Below are 15,403 nucleotides of genomic sequence, written 5' to 3' on the forward strand. Positions count from 1 at the left end.
GTACATCAATGTGAAGCGGCTGGCGGACTTCAGGAAAAGGTGGAACAATTCCCCTTTCCCCTCGCTCCGAATAAGAAAAACCTACGCGGCATCATTGCCGCATAGGTCCTCGGAGGGTAACGATTATGATTGCTCGCCTTACCGCATCATCTGGTTGAATTGCGACAGCCAACGTTCTTTGGTATCCGATGAGGCGTATTCCAAATGGTGGAACAATGTAGCCATCCCTTCGGCATTCAGATTGTTCAGCACCGTACGCATGACATGTTCCTCATTCACCGTGGACAAAAAATGGATCAGCTCGAGCCGCATTCCACATGCCTCCCTTAGCTTGTTTGCGATCACCTCTTAAAGAAGAATAAAAAAGGACGTCCTCCCCTCCTCATGCATAGGGAAAGACGCCCTCAAGCCTTGTTCGGCCGACGGTTCATCCTACACCTCCCTATCTCCCGTAGGTACAGCAGTGCGTTAGAACAGGCAGGTCTCCTGGCTCTGGAATCCGCGCAAGGCAGCTGCCTTCCCGATCGAAGCGATCAGTGGCATGAATGCTGCATGCTCCTCCATTACAGTGGCGGGACCGCGCCGGCGTTAGACCGGACTTCCCTATTAAGCCTTCGGCGGACGAGCTTATGCCCGGGCCGCCTTGGCACCTGTTCCCAATCCGTTTGCGGCGGCAGATGCATTTCTTCCATCTCCGCCATACCTTAACGTTACGCCCAGTCTTGCCCATTTACAAGCTTCACTTGTGAAATCGGCATGAAATCGAGACGTCAATCTGGTGAAGCAGATACGTAAATCAGCGTCTATTCAGCCCAGGCTTCGAAAATCGATGACACGCGTGCAAATCCGGTCAATCAGATGGCGATCGTGACTAACGACCATCAGCCCCATCTGGCGGCTTGCGGCCAGCTCTAGCACCGTCTTCCATATTCTCGCTTGGGTTATCGCGTCGAGCATGGTCGTCATCTCGTCCGCTAGTATGAACCGGGTGTGAGGCGCCAGCGCGCGCGCGATGCAGATCCGCTGCAGCTCGCCGCCGGATAGCTCGGAGGGCCAGCGGTTCAGCCACTCCGGGTTGATCTCCAACGATTCGAGCATCGAGCCGTCCGGCTGCCAGCCTTCATTCATAATAGCGCCTGCCTTCCAGCGCGGATTAACGGCCCGCTCCGGATGCTGGAAGATGAGTTGGACCGGGCGGTAGCCCTTGCTCGGCAGCCGTTCTCCGTCCAGCATCACTTCCCCTTCTGTGCTCGAATCGTAGCCTGCCAGAATGCGGCAGAAGGTGGACTTGCCGCAGCCGCTCGGTCCGAGCAAGCCGACCACTTCACCTGTTTGCAGGGCAGCGTTGGCATTCCGGAACAGCCATTGTTCCTCGCCATAGCGCTTGCTTATGCTTCGTGCTTCAAGCTGCATATTTGCGTTTCACCTGCTTCCTCATCCGGAATAGCGAAACCATTCTGCGGCAGCGCCAGCCACAACGCCCGCGTATACGGATGGCGCAGCCGCTCGCCTTTCCCTTCAAAATCAGCTGCCTGTGTAACCTCTAGCGTCGCGCCAGCGTGGAATACGGCCACCTTGTCGGCGATCGTCAGCGCCGCCTCCAAATCATGAGTAATAAAAACGATGGCCGTCCCCTTGTCGGCGAACGCCTTGAATGCGCGCAGCGTCTCCTGCACGACCGCCGGATCCATGCCGGGCGTCGGCTCGTCGGCGATAAGCAGCTCCGCGCCGCTCACCGTCGCGATCGAGACCAGCACTCGCCGCGCCATGCCGCCGGACAGCTGGAACGGGTAGCGCCGCGCGACCTGCGGCGCAAGGCCATATTGCGCGAATGCCCGCTGCTGCTCCGCGGCAGGGTCGCCGGTCCGCACCGCCTGCCGCACCTGGTCGCCGACGCGCATGAGCGGATCGAGCGACTGCACGGATTGCGGCACGAACGCGATCCGCTTCCCTCTCAGCTTGCGGATCACGGTTGGCGTCAGCGGCTGCCCGTCGAAGGCCATGCGCCCGCTGACCGCCGCGTTATGCGGCAGAATGCCGAGAATGGCGTGCGCAAGCAAGCTTTTGCCCGAGCCGCTGGCGCCTACGACGGCGACGATCTCTCCCCGCTCAACGGCAAGGGAGAGATTCTGGATAACCGGCACCTTCTTCTGGCGCAGACCTCTGTCGTATTGGGTGAACGTAATCGATAATTGATTGACTTCAAGCAAAGGCATCTTGTAGGGCCTCCTTTATTCCTGCGAACGGTTCGGGTCCACGAGCGCGTACAGATTGGTTGCCAGCACGTCGAAGGACCGGACGAGAATCAGCAGACACAATCCCGGGAAGAACGCCAGCCACCACATCCCCGTCGACAGATAGCGCATCGACTCCGACAGGATAATGCCGATGGCCGGTTGGTGCGGCGACAGCCCCATGCCCAGGAACGTAATCGCCGCTTCGTGCAGAATCGCATGCGGGAACAGCAGCAGCGTCCCGACGATGAATTGCGGCCACAGATGCGGCAGCAAGTGACGGGTCGCAATCCACCACCGGGAGCGGCCCATATGCCGCGACACCAAGACGAACTCGCTTGACTTCAGCTGCAGAATCTCCGCGCGGATGAGGCGGGCCAGACTCGGCCAGTGCGTCAGCCCGACCGCGATAATGACGCCTTTCACGCCGCCCCCCGTCACGAAGGCGATCAGGAGCAGCAGCACCAGATGGGGCACGGAGAGGAACAGATCGATCAGCCAAGAGATGAAGCGGTCCGCAGCCTTGCCGAGCGTAGCGGCCATAAGCCCGAGCGTTCCCGCGATCAGGCCGCTGGCGAGCGCGGCGGTGAGCCCGACGCCAAGACTCAAGGCGAGGCCTTTGATCGAACGCGTGAACATGTCTCTGCCCAGCCAGTCCGTCCCGAACGGATGGCTCCAGGATGGCGCTTCGTTGCGAGCTGTCAGATGCGTTGCGAGCTGCTCGCTACCCAGCAGCGGCGACAATACGACCGGAAGCAGCAGCAGGACGAACGCCACAATCGCATAACCTAACGTTTTCTTTCGCAAATTCATATGGATTGCCCCTCTCTGATGCGAGGATCAATCCAGCGGTAGATCAGCTCTGACAACAAATTCCCGGTAAAGACGAACAAGGTGCTGAACAGCACGATCCCGAGAAGCAGCGGGACATCCCCTCTCGTGCTCGCTTCCACCGTCGCGCGGCCAAGTCCCGGGTAGGAGAAAATTTGCTCGACCAGCACGGCGCCGCCGAACAGCTCGCTGAAGGACGCGAATTGCAGCGTAATCGCCGGCAGCAGAATGTTACGAAGCCCATGGCGGCGGAAGAGAACGAAGCCCTCTTCGCCTTTGGCCCGGGCGAACAGCACATAATCGCTGCCGAGCACGTCGATCAGCTTCGCTCTCGTATGGAGCGCGATATTCGCAAGGCCCGTGATCGACAACGTAAGCGCGGGGAGGATCATGTGACGCACGCGGTCCAGCCAAGTGACATCCTCGGCCAGCACGCCGGCCGGCGTCCCCAATCCTACGGGGAATATCGGCAGCCACACCGTGAATACGATCAGCAGCAGCAGACCCGCCCAGAAGGTCGGCGTCGACGACAGCGTGTAGCAATACCATTGGATCGCGCGGTCCAGCCAGCTGCCCCGCTTCATGGCAGCTGTAACACCCGCGGTGAAGCCGAGGATACCGGACATCACCCAGGCGGTAATCATTAAGACGAGCGAGCTTAGGAAGCGGTCGGCTATGACTTCGCTAACCGGCGCCCGATGAATCATCGACGTGCCGAAGTCGCCTTGTAGCAGGGAGCCGAACCAGAAGAAAAAACGCTGCAGCGGCGGGTCGTTCAGTCCCCAATACTCGGCGATCGCGTCCCGCTGCTCGGCGCCAACCCGCAGCAGGTCAGCGCCGATATACGCTTGCGTCGGGTCGATCGGCGAATGGCTGACAAGAATGAACGTGATGACGCATGAGGCTGCGAGCAAGAGGGCAAGCTTGCCTGCCTGCCGGAGCAGGAAACGGCTAATACCGGTGCGCTTCATGCGTTACTCCGTCCAAGTCCACTGCTCGATATTGCTCGTAATCGGCCAGCCATGGCCATGCGGGTGGATCTGCTGCTGCCCGATATCAAGCTTCTCGTTGACCAGATAAAGGTGATTGAGATTCACCAGCCATGCCCATGGCGCATCGCCTGCTGCGCTCATGCCCGTCGCCCCGTCCCACTGCGCTTTCTTCCAGTAGACGTTCGCCTCGTCTTCGCTTGCGGCTGCTAAAGCCTGCTCCATGTAGGCATCGACCTTCGCATTGCTGTAGTAGCCGGGATTGTAATAGTCGACGCCGGCATACTTGCTCGCGTACACATTGTATAGCTCGAGCGGATCGAGGCTGCCCCAGCCGAACATGACCGCGGTGGCGTACATCCGTTTGCCGATCTCGTCCCAGCTCATGCCTTCCACGATGACCTCGATGCCGAGCGGCTTGATCATATCGGCCGAAGCGATCGCCAGCGACTGCCTAGTGACGTCGCCTGAAGGATAGATGAGCGTGAACTGCGCCTTCAGCCCGTTCTTCTCCACGATGCCGTCGCCGTCCTCATCCTTCCAGCCGCCGCCTGTTAGAATTCCCTTCGCCTTGTCAGCGTCGCCGTCGGCAATGACGGTATCCGGATTCCACCATGGCGTATTATCGCTGACCGAGTAGGCCGGCGTACCTTGGCCCTCCAGAATGCCCTCGACCAGCGCTTCGCGGTCGATCCCGATATTGATCGCTTGGCGGATCGCAAGATCTGCCGTGACGTCATTGCCTACCGGATCGCCATTCTTCGTCGTGCCGCCGGCAGGGACATAAGGGAACATAATGCCGCGGTTATCGACGGATTGCAGCGATTCGAGCCGCATGCCGGCGACTTCCTCTCGGCTGAACGCCGACGGAATATAAGCGACATCGACCGTGCCCGCCTTGGCCGCCGCGAATGCCGCATCCTCGTCGAGGAATAGGAACGTTAATTTCGCGAATTTCGGCTGCTCACCGTAGTAATTCGCATTGCGCTCCACGATCAGCTGCTGCCCTTTATCCCATTGGACCAGCGTATAAGGGCCGGAGCCGATCGGGTGCTCCGCATAGTCGCTCGTATGCGCATGCTTAGGTACGATACCGAGCGTAGCCAGAATATCGACGAACGTCGATTGCGGCTGATTGAGCGTCAGCGCAACGGTATCATCGTCTACTGCCTTGGCTGCCGACAAATTCGTCAGATCAATGACCGAGTTGCTGGATTTGGCCGTCTCGAACGTATAGACCACGTCCGCGGCCGTCAGCGGTTCACCGTCGCTGAAGCGGACATCGTCGCGCAGGTCGACCGTCCACGTCAGGCGGTCATCGCTAATGCTATATTGGGTCGCTAGATCGTTCACGATGGCCATGCTGCTGTCGCGCTTAAGCAACGTGCTCTGGAACAGCGGCGATCCATAGCGGCCCCAACCCGTCGTAGGGTCGAAGCCGTCCTCGGCTTCTCCGCCTACAGCGAGAATCAGTTCGTCCTTCGGCTGGCTCTCTGCCGCCGTTGACGGCGCTGAATTGCTGGTGGCTGAAGAGCATGCCGATAACAGCAGGACGGTTGTAGCCAGAACGATTGCGGCGGGAATGAATTTGAACGGTATGCTTGTCATCTCTACACTCCTAAATCTGTACTAGTAAGGTTATAAGGCCCCGGCTTTCATTTGGCTAAAAATGGCTGAGCGTATTTATGTATCTGCGTGAAGATGGTCGTGATGATGCGGGCGATGTTCCGAGTCGATGTGGGTGACGGACAACTCGGCATACAGCACGCCCTTGAGCACCCGGATCTGATCGCATAGTTCGCGAAGACGCTGCACCTCGCCTCGAACGACGAGAATCTCCAGGCATTGCTCATGATTCAGGTGGATATGCATGGTAGATATAATGTCATGATGATGCTTATGTTGAAGTTCGATCAGCGACAGGGGCAGCTCGCTAACATGATGGTCGTACACCATAACGATCGTGCCGGCTACGCACTGGGAAGCCGGGAAGTTAGGCGGCTGCAGCAGCGACTTGCGGATGAGATCGCGGATGGCCTCCGATCGGTTGCCGTACCCTTGGGTTTGAATTTGCTTGTCGAATTGCTGGAGCAGGTCGCCCGGGATCGAGACGCCGAACCGGCTCAGCTCGTCATTATGCATCGTTATCCCTCCTTTACGATGAATGCGTAACACGTTTTTTTCCAATCGTAACACAAGAGTTGGGAGAGTCATAGATAAATTTAACTAGACATGTCCATTTTGTTATCATTATTTGTCATATAATCTATCATTTAAATGAAAATAATACGGAAAGGGGCCATTCCGCCACTGGAATGACCCTTAACCCTTGCGCCCTCTGCAAGACTATTAATTGGCCTCGACAATTTGCCATTGCTGATTGGTGCCGCCGTTGTCCGTCCATTCGATTACATTCGCCCCGTCGTCCAGCGAGCCGGAAGACACGTCGATCAGCTTGCCGCCGTCCCGGTTCTTCAGCTTGAAGAAGCCTCCGCCCGTATGGACGAGCTGCCATTGCTGGTTGGCATAGCCGCCGTCGGCCCATTGCTCGATAATCGTGCCGTCCGCGGTGTTCCCGTTGGTTAGGCCGAGAATGAGGCCGCTCGCGCGATTCTGGATTTTGTAATAACCGCCGCCCGCATCGATGAAGCGCCATTGCTGGCTTGCCGAATTCGTATCCGTCATCTGCTCGGCGTCGGCCCCGTTCACAAGCGAGTTCCCTCTTATGCTGAGCAGCTTATTGCTCTTGCGGCTGACGATTTCATAATAGGCATTCGTGTCTACCGAGAACGCGACACCGCTCACCGAACCCGTCGCCGTATCGATATTCAGCTTCGGATACCAGGTCATCGAGAGCGTCGTCGCGGTCGGGAAGGACAGCGGCAGCCATACATACTTCGAATCGTTCACCGGCCCGCTCCACGCCCCCGCCCAGCGGTCGCCCATGTATAAGTACGAGGTCGTCGAAGAGCCTTCGACCGGCAGCACATAGGTCGATTGCGAACCGTAGGTCGTCGCGTCGCCGAAGTTCGCCAAGGCGCTCCACGGACCGCTGATGCTCGAGGCCGTCGCGTATTTGGCCTGATTCGGATTCCAGCCCGTCGCCCCGGAAGTGAGCAGGAAGTAAGTAGAACCACGCTTGAAGATCGCCGGCGCCTCCCGATACGAACCCGGCCACAAGGTCGTCACCAGCGCTTCCACGCCCAGGAAGTCCGGGGTCAGCCGGTAGATGTTCAGATCGGCGTTCACCTTCGTCGCCGAGATCAGATAGCCGGTGCCGTTATCGTTGTACACCGTCATGTCTCGCGAATCGTACCCGAGCGGGCGGAAGCTGCCGTGATACGTATACGGCCCTTCGATATTCGTCGAGGACGCGACGGCCACGCGCGCTTCGCCGTAGTCCACGCCATTCTCCTTATGCGCCCAGAGCACATATTTGTTCGTGGCCGCGTTGTAAATGATTTTCGGCCGCTCAATGTTGGCGGTGGCAAGCTCCGCCGCCGAGGATTTGGACAGGATATGCGCCCGGAACTGCCAATTCTTCAGATCGGTCGACCGGTACAAGGACACATAGTTCGTGCCGTCCCGGTTCTCGCCTGCCCAATAATAGTAGCTGCCCACCTTGATGACGCCCCCGCCGTGCGCGTGCAGGACGTTCCCGTCCGAGCTCTTGAACTGGACCGCATTAAGCAAACTTACCGATGCCGCGACCCCTATTCCCGCGAACAATTGCATGCCCGCGACAGCGAGCAGCAGCATCGACAACGCGAGACTAACCGTAATGCGCCGTTTGTTCCCCATACCCGATACCTCCATTGGATTCGATTTTTATCCGATGACGGTAAAACGCTTACAAATTACGATTCACCCCCTTTCCGAACTTCGCGTGAATGGCCTTCCTCCTCAGTGTATGAAGCGCACGGCGCGGACTCGTAACGTTATATTGACTCCTTGTGGCGTTTTTTTGACTTGTTGGTCGAGGCGGTGCTGCCAGACAGCGCGGTTCGTGGGCGAAAAAAAGCACTGCAGGTACAAGTGTCCCTGCAGTGCCAATCAGCTTGCTATTCAAGGGCCAAGATGAGCCGGCTGCCGCCCGCCAAGTAGGGACCGGGCGCCTTCGTGCCGGATGCAAGCCCAGTTTGATTACGCCTTCAGATAAGGACCGTCCTCGCCGATTTTGCCTGGCGCAGCGTTACCCGGCAGATCCAGCACGTAGACGCGCAGATTGCCTTGGCCGCTGACGCTCGCCGTCAACGTGCCGTTCGTGACCACCTTCACGTCTCCGGTAACGGCATCCTTATACGTGCCGTTCGGAATGTTGCTAAAGGTAGCCGATCCGCTGACGGTGATGAGCGCAAAGCTGTCGATGCCTTTGGCCGTATCGGTGAAACGGCGCTTGTAAGCCATGTTGCCGCTAATATCGGCGGTCGAGTATTGCCCTTTCTGCAGGGCAGGGATCGCGCGGCGAATCTGGTTCAAGCGCTGCAGATGCTTCACGAGCGGCTTCTGGAGCGTCTCGGCGACCTTGCCGGAAGCCGAAGCGACCTTGCCGAAATCGCTGGCTACGACCGTGCCTTCGATGTTGTCGCCGTAGTAAGCGCGGCCTGTCGTGGCGAGCGGGCACGTCGGTCCGCAATCGATCGGCTTGCCGGCCTGGAATTCGATCTCCGAACCGTAGTACAGCGTCGGAATGCCGCGGAACGTCCACATCAGGCTCATGTTCTCGGCCCATGCCGCCGTGCCGCCTGCGTAGCGGGTCGACGATTTGTTCGGACCGTAGTCGTGGCTGTCGACATAGACGACGTTGTACGTAGCGTCATTGTAGCTGTCGTCCGAATCTTTGCCGTTCCAGAACGCGTTGCCGGCGTCGCCGAAGTTCATGTGCATGCGCATGTCGATGACGTTCATGCCGGAGAATTGGGAGTGGTCCGGCTGATGGTACGCGTTGCCGCTTAAGAACGCATTCGTCGAGGTCGGCTGATTCGACGTCCCCATCGTATTCTCGTAATTGTATTGCTCGAGCGCGGCCGCCGTATCGTCGGTGCTGTACGTCATGCGCTCCTTCCACGTGAAGAACTGGGCGGAGTGGTTGACGGAGCCGCGGTTCCATTTGTCATTGACGAAGGATCCGACCTCGCCGAACATGTAGAAGTTCTTGCCCTTCTCGCCGAACTTGGCGACCGCATGCTCTTGCGCGGCCGGCAGGAAGTGGCGGTTCCAGGTAACGCGCGGAATATGGACGGCAGTATCGATCCGGAATCCGTCGACCCCCATATCAATGAATCGGTTATACGCCTCGATCAGATAATCCTGCACAGGCTTCGATTCGGTGTTGAAATCGGCCAGATCCTCGTGAATCCAGCAGCTGCGGGAATCCTCCCCTTCCCAGTTGCCGATCCAGCAGCCGTGATAGAACATGGAAGGGAACATGCCCGACGTCGGATTCGGCCATTGGCAGTTGTAGATGGTGTAGCCTTCCTTGCTCTTGTTCCCCGTCGGCACGCCCCAGTTCCGGCATGTATTGCCCGCAGGCTCGGCATTCGACCACAGGTCGCCATTGTACGGCTTGCCGGCTGCGTTAACCGTCAGTCCATCATATTCCGCGCCTGCCTGCGGCTCGTCATAGTACCAGCTCCACTGGCTGTCGCGTACGCCGAACACCTTCGGCGTGAACAATCCTTTCGCGCCCCATCGGCTGGAGTGGTTGTAGACGACGTCCTGGATGATCTTGAGGCCCTTGTTATGCGCGGCATTGATCAGGTCCTGGTAGGAGGCGCCATCCGATTCCAGGCGCGGGTCCACTTGGAAGAAATCATAGCCATGATAGCCGTGGTAATCGTAATCGGAGCGATTGAGCACGACCGGCGTAATCCAGACCGCGGAGAAGCCGAGCGCCTTAATGTAGTCGAGCTTCTCGATCAAGCCCTTGAAATCGCCGCGGAACATCGGATCGTCGTTCGCCGCGTTCCCGCTCGTCACATGCGCAGAGCCGCCGCGGTTGTTCGTGGCGTCGCCGTCATAGAAACGTGCCGTCATGACGAAGTAAATCGAGTCCTCGCGCATATCGTTGCCGATCGGCGTACCGCCGGGAACCGGTGCCGGCGCATCGCCGGTCTTGGCCGTTACTGCGGCGCTCGCTGCCGATTTGTTGGCAGGCACGGCTTTGTCATAGGCCTTAACCGTGTAGCTGTACGTCGTCTGCGCCTCCAACGAAGAATCGAGGTACGAAGTGCCCGTCGTCGTGAACGTCTTCGCGCCGCTTGTTCCGCCCGTACGGGTAATCTCGTACCCGTCCACGCCTCTGCCGCCTGCGTTATCGGTCGAAGCGGTCCACGTGAGCGTAATCTTGAGCCCGCTTGCCGTCGCGCTTACGCCTGCAGGAATCGATGGCGCGGTTACGTCCTCGACGACCGGGGCGCATGGGCTCGCCGCTCCGGCTGTCACGACCCCGTCCTTCACCGTAACGAGTCCCGCAGGCAAGGTGTAGTCGGACCCGCCGTTATTGTCCCACGCCGAGCCGTTATTGAAGGCGGCCTTCATATTCGCGGCCGAACCGAAATTAACGGTCTTGCGCGTCCAATCCGCGCACGCCGTCTCGTTCATCGCTGCGCCCGGCACCGTCGTCCAGCTTCCTCCCGCCGGCATGTAGTGGATGTTAACCGCGCTCCAGCCCTTCGTCTTCGTGTAGTAGTAGACGACAGCCTGGTTCCCTGCCGCCGTCGTTACCGCGAGCAGCGCGGATTGGGCCGACTTGTTCCCTGCCGCATCCGTTGCCAGTACCGTATAGCTGTAAGTCGTGGAAGGGCTCAGTCCGGTATCGGTATAAGAAGTCGCCGTTACGGTTGATTTCACGAGCGCGCCATTGCGGTAGACGTCGTAGCTGGCGACGCCGCTGCCCCCTGCTTCATCCGCGGAAGCCTGCCAGGTGATCGTAGCTTGAGCGCTCGTAACCGCGCTCTGCGCAAGACTACCCGGAACGCTAGGAGCCGTCGTATCCGCTGTAGCGCACGGATTGCCGGCATTCGCGAGCAGCTGGCCGTCCTTCACCTGATGGATGCCCGCGCTTGCTTTGTAGTTGCTGCCATTGTTGTTGTCCCACACGCCCGAGCCGTTGTTGAACACGAGCTCGAACGTCGAGCCGCTGAGCGTAACGCTCTTGCTCACCCAATTGGCGCAAGCCGCGTCCATGAGCGTTCCCGGCACTCCCGTCCAAGTTCCGCTCCCATTGTGATGAATGTTAACGGTCGTCCAGTTTCTCGTCGCCTTGTAATAATAGATCACCGCCGTCGTCCCTTCGGCTTGCGCGATCGTCCTGTCGCTTGGCGGCACCGCAAGCGAGGTCAATAACAGGATGCAGCCCATTACCGCCGTGAACCAACGCTTCAAGTAAAGCTGTCGCATAAATCACTTTCCTCCCCAATGTGTATGGAATTTCGAAGTGGTACTGCTGACTCGACCGCCTCCCTCCCATCATTCAAACGTTTGCATAAACCGCCGGCATTCCCCCGTCGGCTACTGCTAATAAAAGCGTTTGCAAAATAGATTGTAAAGGGCTGTGCCGCGCTTCGCCTAGGCGAATAAATTGACTTTAGGGTGGAAATTTATGTATAGTCCGAAAGGCGGATAGCGAGCATAGGACAATAGCTGCTCATTCGGACGTCTCAAGGTGAAACGGTTGCCGCCGTCTTTATTGGCACAGGCGATTTTCATTCCGGTGACATAGAGGCTGGAGTATAAGGTTGTAACTTTTACTCCAGCCTCTATCTCAAGCAAAACTAGTCCCGATTTTGCTATAATGAAGCCAATACGTCAAGCTACGTAAGGAGCATCGACTATGGAACATATGGAACATGAACATATGCAGCGCCAAACTGCCGACCATCCGCCATTCGCGGCCGGTCTGAACAGCTATGAAACAATCGTGCAGTCCGGAGCAGCCCGCATCCGCTTCACCCGTCGAACGGACGGCACGCTGCATTTCGACTGGCAGTCAGACGATGGAGAGAATCGGCTTGGCCGCACCAACTTCTATTGGAGCAAAAATCCGGTTGACGACGGGGCGGAAGCCATTCTGCTCGGCACTGCGGACGGCGGTTCGTTCACCGTACAGGACCCTGCTCCGGGCAGCCGCGTCTACTTCCATCTGCGGTTTGACTCCGGGGAGCGCGTCATCGTTGCGGACCGAATCCTGCCCTTGGAAGGCACGCTTAATTTCCGGGATTTAGGCGGTTACGAGACGACGGACGGCCGCATGGTCAAATGGGGACGGCTGTACCGCTCGGGCGAACTGTCCGCGCTGACGGAAGAGGACCGCGACTATCTCGAGGAGCTCGGCATTGTGAGAGTATGCGATCTGCGGCGGCCCGACGAATTGGCCAAGAAGCCGAACCGCAGCCTATCCGAGGCGGAGCAGGTGAGCGTCGATCTGATGCGCCACTTCTGGAACTCGGCGTTCAAGCACGACCAGAAGAATCTCGGCTATGAGAACGCCGTCGAAATCTTCAAGTTCCTGAACCGGTCCTTCGTGCATGCGGTCGAGGCGCTGCAGCGTCTGTTCCAGCAGGTGCTCGAAGCGCAGGGTCGGCCGGTTGTCGTCCATTGCGCGCAAGGCAAAGACCGGACCGGTCTTGCGATCGCCCTCCTGCTCTATGCCATCGGCGTGCCGATGGAGACGATCATGAAGGACTACGAGCTGTCGAACCTGTTCTACGAAGCGTTCGTCGCCCAGCACGAACAGGAAGCGGAAGCGAATCAGATTAGCAGCGATCCCGGCTTCGTACGCGCGATTATGAGCGTCAATCGCGAATATTTGCAGGCGGCCTTCGACGAGATCGCGGACAAATTCGGCACGATCGACCGTTATTTGGAGGAGAGCTTGACGATTGACGCGGCCAAAAGAGAGCATCTGCGGAAGCTGCTCGTAGATGGTGATTAAGGCTGAACGGCACAAAAAAAGCAGATCCGGACTGAACGGTACCTCTTGAAAGGAGGTCACGTTCAGACAGATCTGCTTTTTGTTATTCGGTCATCCCTATGGCGTCTTCACTACGGCTTGGCCGCCGGCTTCGATCGGAGCGGCGCCCTTGACCGGGTACAACCGCTGCATCAGTAAGGTCTGGGCGATCATGAACAATCCGCCCGTCACCCAGTAGAGCGAGATGGCTGCAGGCGCCGAGAAGGCGAACACCGCCATCATAATCGGCGACAAGAAGCCCATCATGGCCATCGGTCCCGTCAGCTTCTGGTCCACGGTACGCTGCGAAACCTTGAATTGCACGAAGTAGACGACTGCGGCCAGGATCGGCAGCACGATATCCGTCGAGCCGAGCTTGAACCACAAGAAGCTGTGGGAGGCCACTTCCGGCGTCAGCTTAATGGCGGAGTACAGCCCGGATAGAATCGGCAGCTGGATCAGCATCGGCAAGCATCCCATCGCAAGCGGATTGACCTGGTGCTTGGAGTATAGCTGCATCGTCTCCTGCTGAAGCTTCTGCCTGGATTCGGCGTCCGTCTTGCCTTTATACTTCTCCTGCAGCGCCTTGAGCTCAGGCTGCAGAACGGACATCTTCTGGCGCATCGCCATCTGGGAGCGGTACTGGCGCAAGAACAGCGGCAGCAGCACGATCCGGATGATCACGGTGACGGCCATGACGGCCAGGCCGTAGCTGCCTTGCAGGAAGCTCGCTAGTTCCTGAATGCACCACGATAACGGGTAGATCACATAATGGTTAAACAGCCCTGGCGTACTGCTGTCGATCGTGGACTGGTTCATGCCGCAGCCGCTGAGCAGCAGCAATCCGAATAGCGCTAGGATGACCAGCAAACGGCGATTGGTGGTAAAGGCGGCGAATACATCGTTCTTCTTCATTGAAATCCTCCTCGTTGTTGTCTGGCGTCAGCAGCAACGAGGGGGAACAGGCCGTTATGTCATCGTCAGGCGCTTCCTTACGCTTCACCTTCCGAACGAGCCAATCGATGATCGGCACGTTCCTGATGTCCAGATTGGGCCATACCAACGTCAGCGTCTGGTAGAGCCCGTCCCGGTCCCAATCCAGTCGCTCGCTCGGCTGCAAGCGATGCGCGTAGGCATAGACGAACGAGTAGAGCAAGCTGACCGACAGCAAGTACGGGAACAGTTCCTGTAATTCGAATTCGAACAATGTATTCACCCCCTATCGTTTTTCGGTAACTACACATACGTATCTCATTATAACCCGTTGCCTTTTCTTTAGGCGATAGGTTGGACAAAAAATGGCTGCGCAAGCATGTCCGCCTGCACAGCCACAATCATTAGATCGAGTGCTTAACTTTCACGCTGACAATCTTAGAACAGCGGCTTAATGAGCGAGTAGCCGATCACGATGAGCAGCACGATGGTGATATGGTTCAGCGAGTAAATGAACATCGTCTTCCCCCAGACGCCGTCATCCTTCTTGCGGTAGCCTCTTACGCTCAGGACCAGCCAAACGGCGCTAAGCAGCGCTGCGATAATGGCAATGACCGGGCTGAAGCTCCAGAACAGGAAGCTGGTGAGCAGCAGCAGCACGAGATAGATATTCGTCTGCACGTACGTCCGGTGAATGCCCTTAACCACCGGCAGCATCGCAACGCTTGCCGCCTTGTACTCTTCGTAACGGCGGATGGCGATCCCGTAGAAATGCGGCATTTGCCAGACGACCATCAGCGCGAACAGCGCGATAATGCTCATGTTCGTCATATCGCTGGAGATCGCGGCCCAGCCGATCAGCGGCGGCATTGCGCCGGACAAGCTGCCGACTTCCGTATTGTAGATCGTTCTGCGCTTCGTCCACATCGTATAAGGGACGACGTACAGGAATAAGCCCAGGAAGCCGAATAACGCCGCCAGCGGGGAAGCCGCATACAGCGTAATCAGGCCGACGATCGCCATCCCGAAACCGAGAATCAATCCATTGCGCGTATCGACGATCCCCGTTACGGTCGGACGGTTCTTCGTGCGGTCCATGATCGCGTCGATGTCCCGGTCATACAGATTATTGAAGGCGCCAGCCGATCCGATGATCAGCGCCGCGCCGATTAAGGACAGCACGATGCTGCCGATTCTATCGAAGAAAGGAATGTCGTGAACGTACAGCGCCATACATAGGCCTGCGAACATCGCGATTAGATTTGATTTAATGATCCCGGTCTTGATCGTATCGAACAATACCTTCGAAAATGAAACTGCAGGCAGCTCTAAGCCAGCCTCCAGATGATTGCCTTGTGCCTTATCCATCTTTCCAAACCGCCTTTCCTCTACGCTATAGTCCTATCCTATCATAGAAGAGGCGACTTGTTCGCTTGTGAAGCAAAACCATCATCATTCTGTCA

At 57.9% G+C, this 15,403-nt stretch carries 13 protein-coding genes and 1 riboswitch; of the genes, 1 reads left to right on the forward strand and 12 read right to left on the reverse strand.

The genetic code is table 11. From position 1 onward, the window contains the following. Positions 1–138: 138 nt before the first annotated feature. From FHS18_RS23990 to FHS18_RS24030, 9 genes are all read right to left on the reverse strand, one after another. A complete protein-coding gene (locus FHS18_RS23990; protein ID WP_183602913.1) occupies positions 139–312 on the reverse strand; it encodes a hypothetical protein in 174 nt (57 codons plus the stop codon). 147 nt (positions 313–459) lie between these two features. Then, a riboswitch (cobalamin riboswitch) is annotated at positions 460–669 on the reverse strand. Between the two features lie 138 nt (positions 670–807). Continuing rightward, positions 808–1,413 carry an ABC transporter ATP-binding protein gene (locus FHS18_RS23995; protein WP_183602914.1) on the reverse strand — a complete coding sequence of 202 codons (606 nt, stop codon included), beginning with the start codon at positions 1,411–1,413 and terminating at the stop codon, positions 808–810. Beyond that, on the reverse strand, positions 1,389–2,216 hold the full coding sequence (locus FHS18_RS24000) for an ATP-binding cassette domain-containing protein (protein ID WP_183602915.1): 828 nt from the start codon (positions 2,214–2,216) through the stop codon (positions 1,389–1,391). Before FHS18_RS24000 ends, FHS18_RS23995 begins: the two co-directional genes overlap by 25 nt. A 15-nt stretch (positions 2,217–2,231) precedes the next feature. Beyond that, positions 2,232–3,047: an ABC transporter permease gene (locus FHS18_RS24005; protein ID WP_183602916.1), complete on the reverse strand. Its 816-nt coding sequence runs from the start codon at positions 3,045–3,047 to the stop codon at positions 2,232–2,234. Then, positions 3,044–4,036 carry an ABC transporter permease gene (locus FHS18_RS24010; protein ID WP_183602917.1) on the reverse strand — a complete coding sequence of 331 codons (993 nt, stop codon included), beginning with the start codon at positions 4,034–4,036 and terminating at the stop codon, positions 3,044–3,046. The genes FHS18_RS24005 and FHS18_RS24010 overlap by 4 nt, the downstream gene beginning before the upstream one ends. Before the next feature lie 3 nt (positions 4,037–4,039). After that, the gene (locus FHS18_RS24015; protein WP_183602918.1) at positions 4,040–5,662 is read right to left on the reverse strand and encodes an ABC transporter substrate-binding protein; all 1,623 of its coding nucleotides are present in this window, start codon (positions 5,660–5,662) and stop codon (positions 4,040–4,042) included. A gap of 75 nt (positions 5,663–5,737) precedes the next feature. Next, positions 5,738–6,196: a nickel-responsive transcriptional regulator NikR gene (gene nikR / locus FHS18_RS24020; protein ID WP_183602919.1), complete on the reverse strand. Its 459-nt coding sequence runs from the start codon at positions 6,194–6,196 to the stop codon at positions 5,738–5,740. A gap of 207 nt (positions 6,197–6,403) precedes the next feature. Further along, entirely contained in the window at positions 6,404–7,813 is a 1,410-nt protein-coding gene (locus FHS18_RS24025) for an RICIN domain-containing protein (RefSeq protein WP_484549400.1), read from the reverse strand. 384 nt (positions 7,814–8,197) lie between these two features. Next, positions 8,198–11,455 (reverse strand): carbohydrate binding domain-containing protein, encoded by a 3,258-nt coding sequence (locus FHS18_RS24030; protein WP_246427869.1) that lies wholly within the window; start codon positions 11,453–11,455, stop codon positions 8,198–8,200. A gap of 433 nt (positions 11,456–11,888) precedes the next feature. On the opposite strand from FHS18_RS24030, the gene FHS18_RS24035 reads away from it, so the two are divergent. Then, the gene (locus FHS18_RS24035) at positions 11,889–12,989 is read left to right on the forward strand and encodes a tyrosine-protein phosphatase (RefSeq protein ID WP_183602921.1); all 1,101 of its coding nucleotides are present in this window, start codon (positions 11,889–11,891) and stop codon (positions 12,987–12,989) included. 96 nt (positions 12,990–13,085) lie between these two features. Here the strand turns inward: FHS18_RS24035 and yidC are convergent, their stop codons facing one another. From yidC to cyoE, 3 genes are all read right to left on the reverse strand, one after another. Beyond that, a complete protein-coding gene (gene yidC, locus FHS18_RS24040) occupies positions 13,086–13,877 on the reverse strand; it encodes a membrane protein insertase YidC (protein WP_246427879.1) in 792 nt (263 codons plus the stop codon). Beyond that, positions 13,783–14,214: a hypothetical protein gene (locus FHS18_RS34615; protein WP_246427870.1), complete on the reverse strand. Its 432-nt coding sequence runs from the start codon at positions 14,212–14,214 to the stop codon at positions 13,783–13,785. The genes yidC and FHS18_RS34615 overlap by 95 nt, the downstream gene beginning before the upstream one ends. A gap of 164 nt (positions 14,215–14,378) precedes the next feature. Beyond that, positions 14,379–15,308: a heme o synthase gene (gene cyoE / locus FHS18_RS24045; RefSeq protein ID WP_183602923.1), complete on the reverse strand. Its 930-nt coding sequence runs from the start codon at positions 15,306–15,308 to the stop codon at positions 14,379–14,381. Between the last annotated feature and the right edge of the window lie 95 nt (positions 15,309–15,403).

Origin of the sequence: Paenibacillus phyllosphaerae (assembly GCF_014192105.1) — a bacterium.
Taxonomy (GTDB): Bacteria; Bacillota; Bacilli; order Paenibacillales; family Paenibacillaceae; genus Paenibacillus_Z; species Paenibacillus_Z phyllosphaerae.

Excerpts from the sequence above, each read along its gene's own strand:
- FHS18_RS24010 (WP_183602917.1), bottom strand. The coding sequence starts at position 4,036 with ATGAAGCGCACCGGTATTAGCCGTTTCCTGCTCCGGCAGGCAGGCAAG.
- FHS18_RS24015 (WP_183602918.1), bottom strand. The coding sequence starts at position 5,662 with ATGACAAGCATACCGTTCAAATTCATTCCCGCCGCAATCGTTCTGGCT.
- FHS18_RS24000 (WP_183602915.1), bottom strand. The coding sequence starts at position 2,216 with ATGCCTTTGCTTGAAGTCAATCAATTATCGATTACGTTCACCCAATAC.
- FHS18_RS23995 (WP_183602914.1), bottom strand. The coding sequence starts at position 1,413 with ATGCAGCTTGAAGCACGAAGCATAAGCAAGCGCTATGGCGAGGAACAA.
- FHS18_RS24035 (WP_183602921.1), top strand. The coding sequence starts at position 11,889 with ATGGAACATATGGAACATGAACATATGCAGCGCCAAACTGCCGACCAT.
- FHS18_RS24005 (WP_183602916.1), bottom strand. The coding sequence starts at position 3,047 with ATGAATTTGCGAAAGAAAACGTTAGGTTATGCGATTGTGGCGTTCGTC.
- FHS18_RS24025 (WP_484549400.1), bottom strand. The coding sequence starts at position 7,813 with ATGCTGCTGCTCGCTGTCGCGGGCATGCAATTGTTCGCGGGAATAGGG.
- FHS18_RS23990 (WP_183602913.1), bottom strand. The coding sequence starts at position 312 with ATGCGGCTCGAGCTGATCCATTTTTTGTCCACGGTGAATGAGGAACAT.
- cyoE (WP_183602923.1), bottom strand. The coding sequence starts at position 15,308 with ATGGATAAGGCACAAGGCAATCATCTGGAGGCTGGCTTAGAGCTGCCT.
- FHS18_RS24030 (WP_246427869.1), bottom strand. The coding sequence starts at position 11,455 with ATGCGACAGCTTTACTTGAAGCGTTGGTTCACGGCGGTAATGGGCTGC.
- nikR (WP_183602919.1), bottom strand. The coding sequence starts at position 6,196 with ATGCATAATGACGAGCTGAGCCGGTTCGGCGTCTCGATCCCGGGCGAC.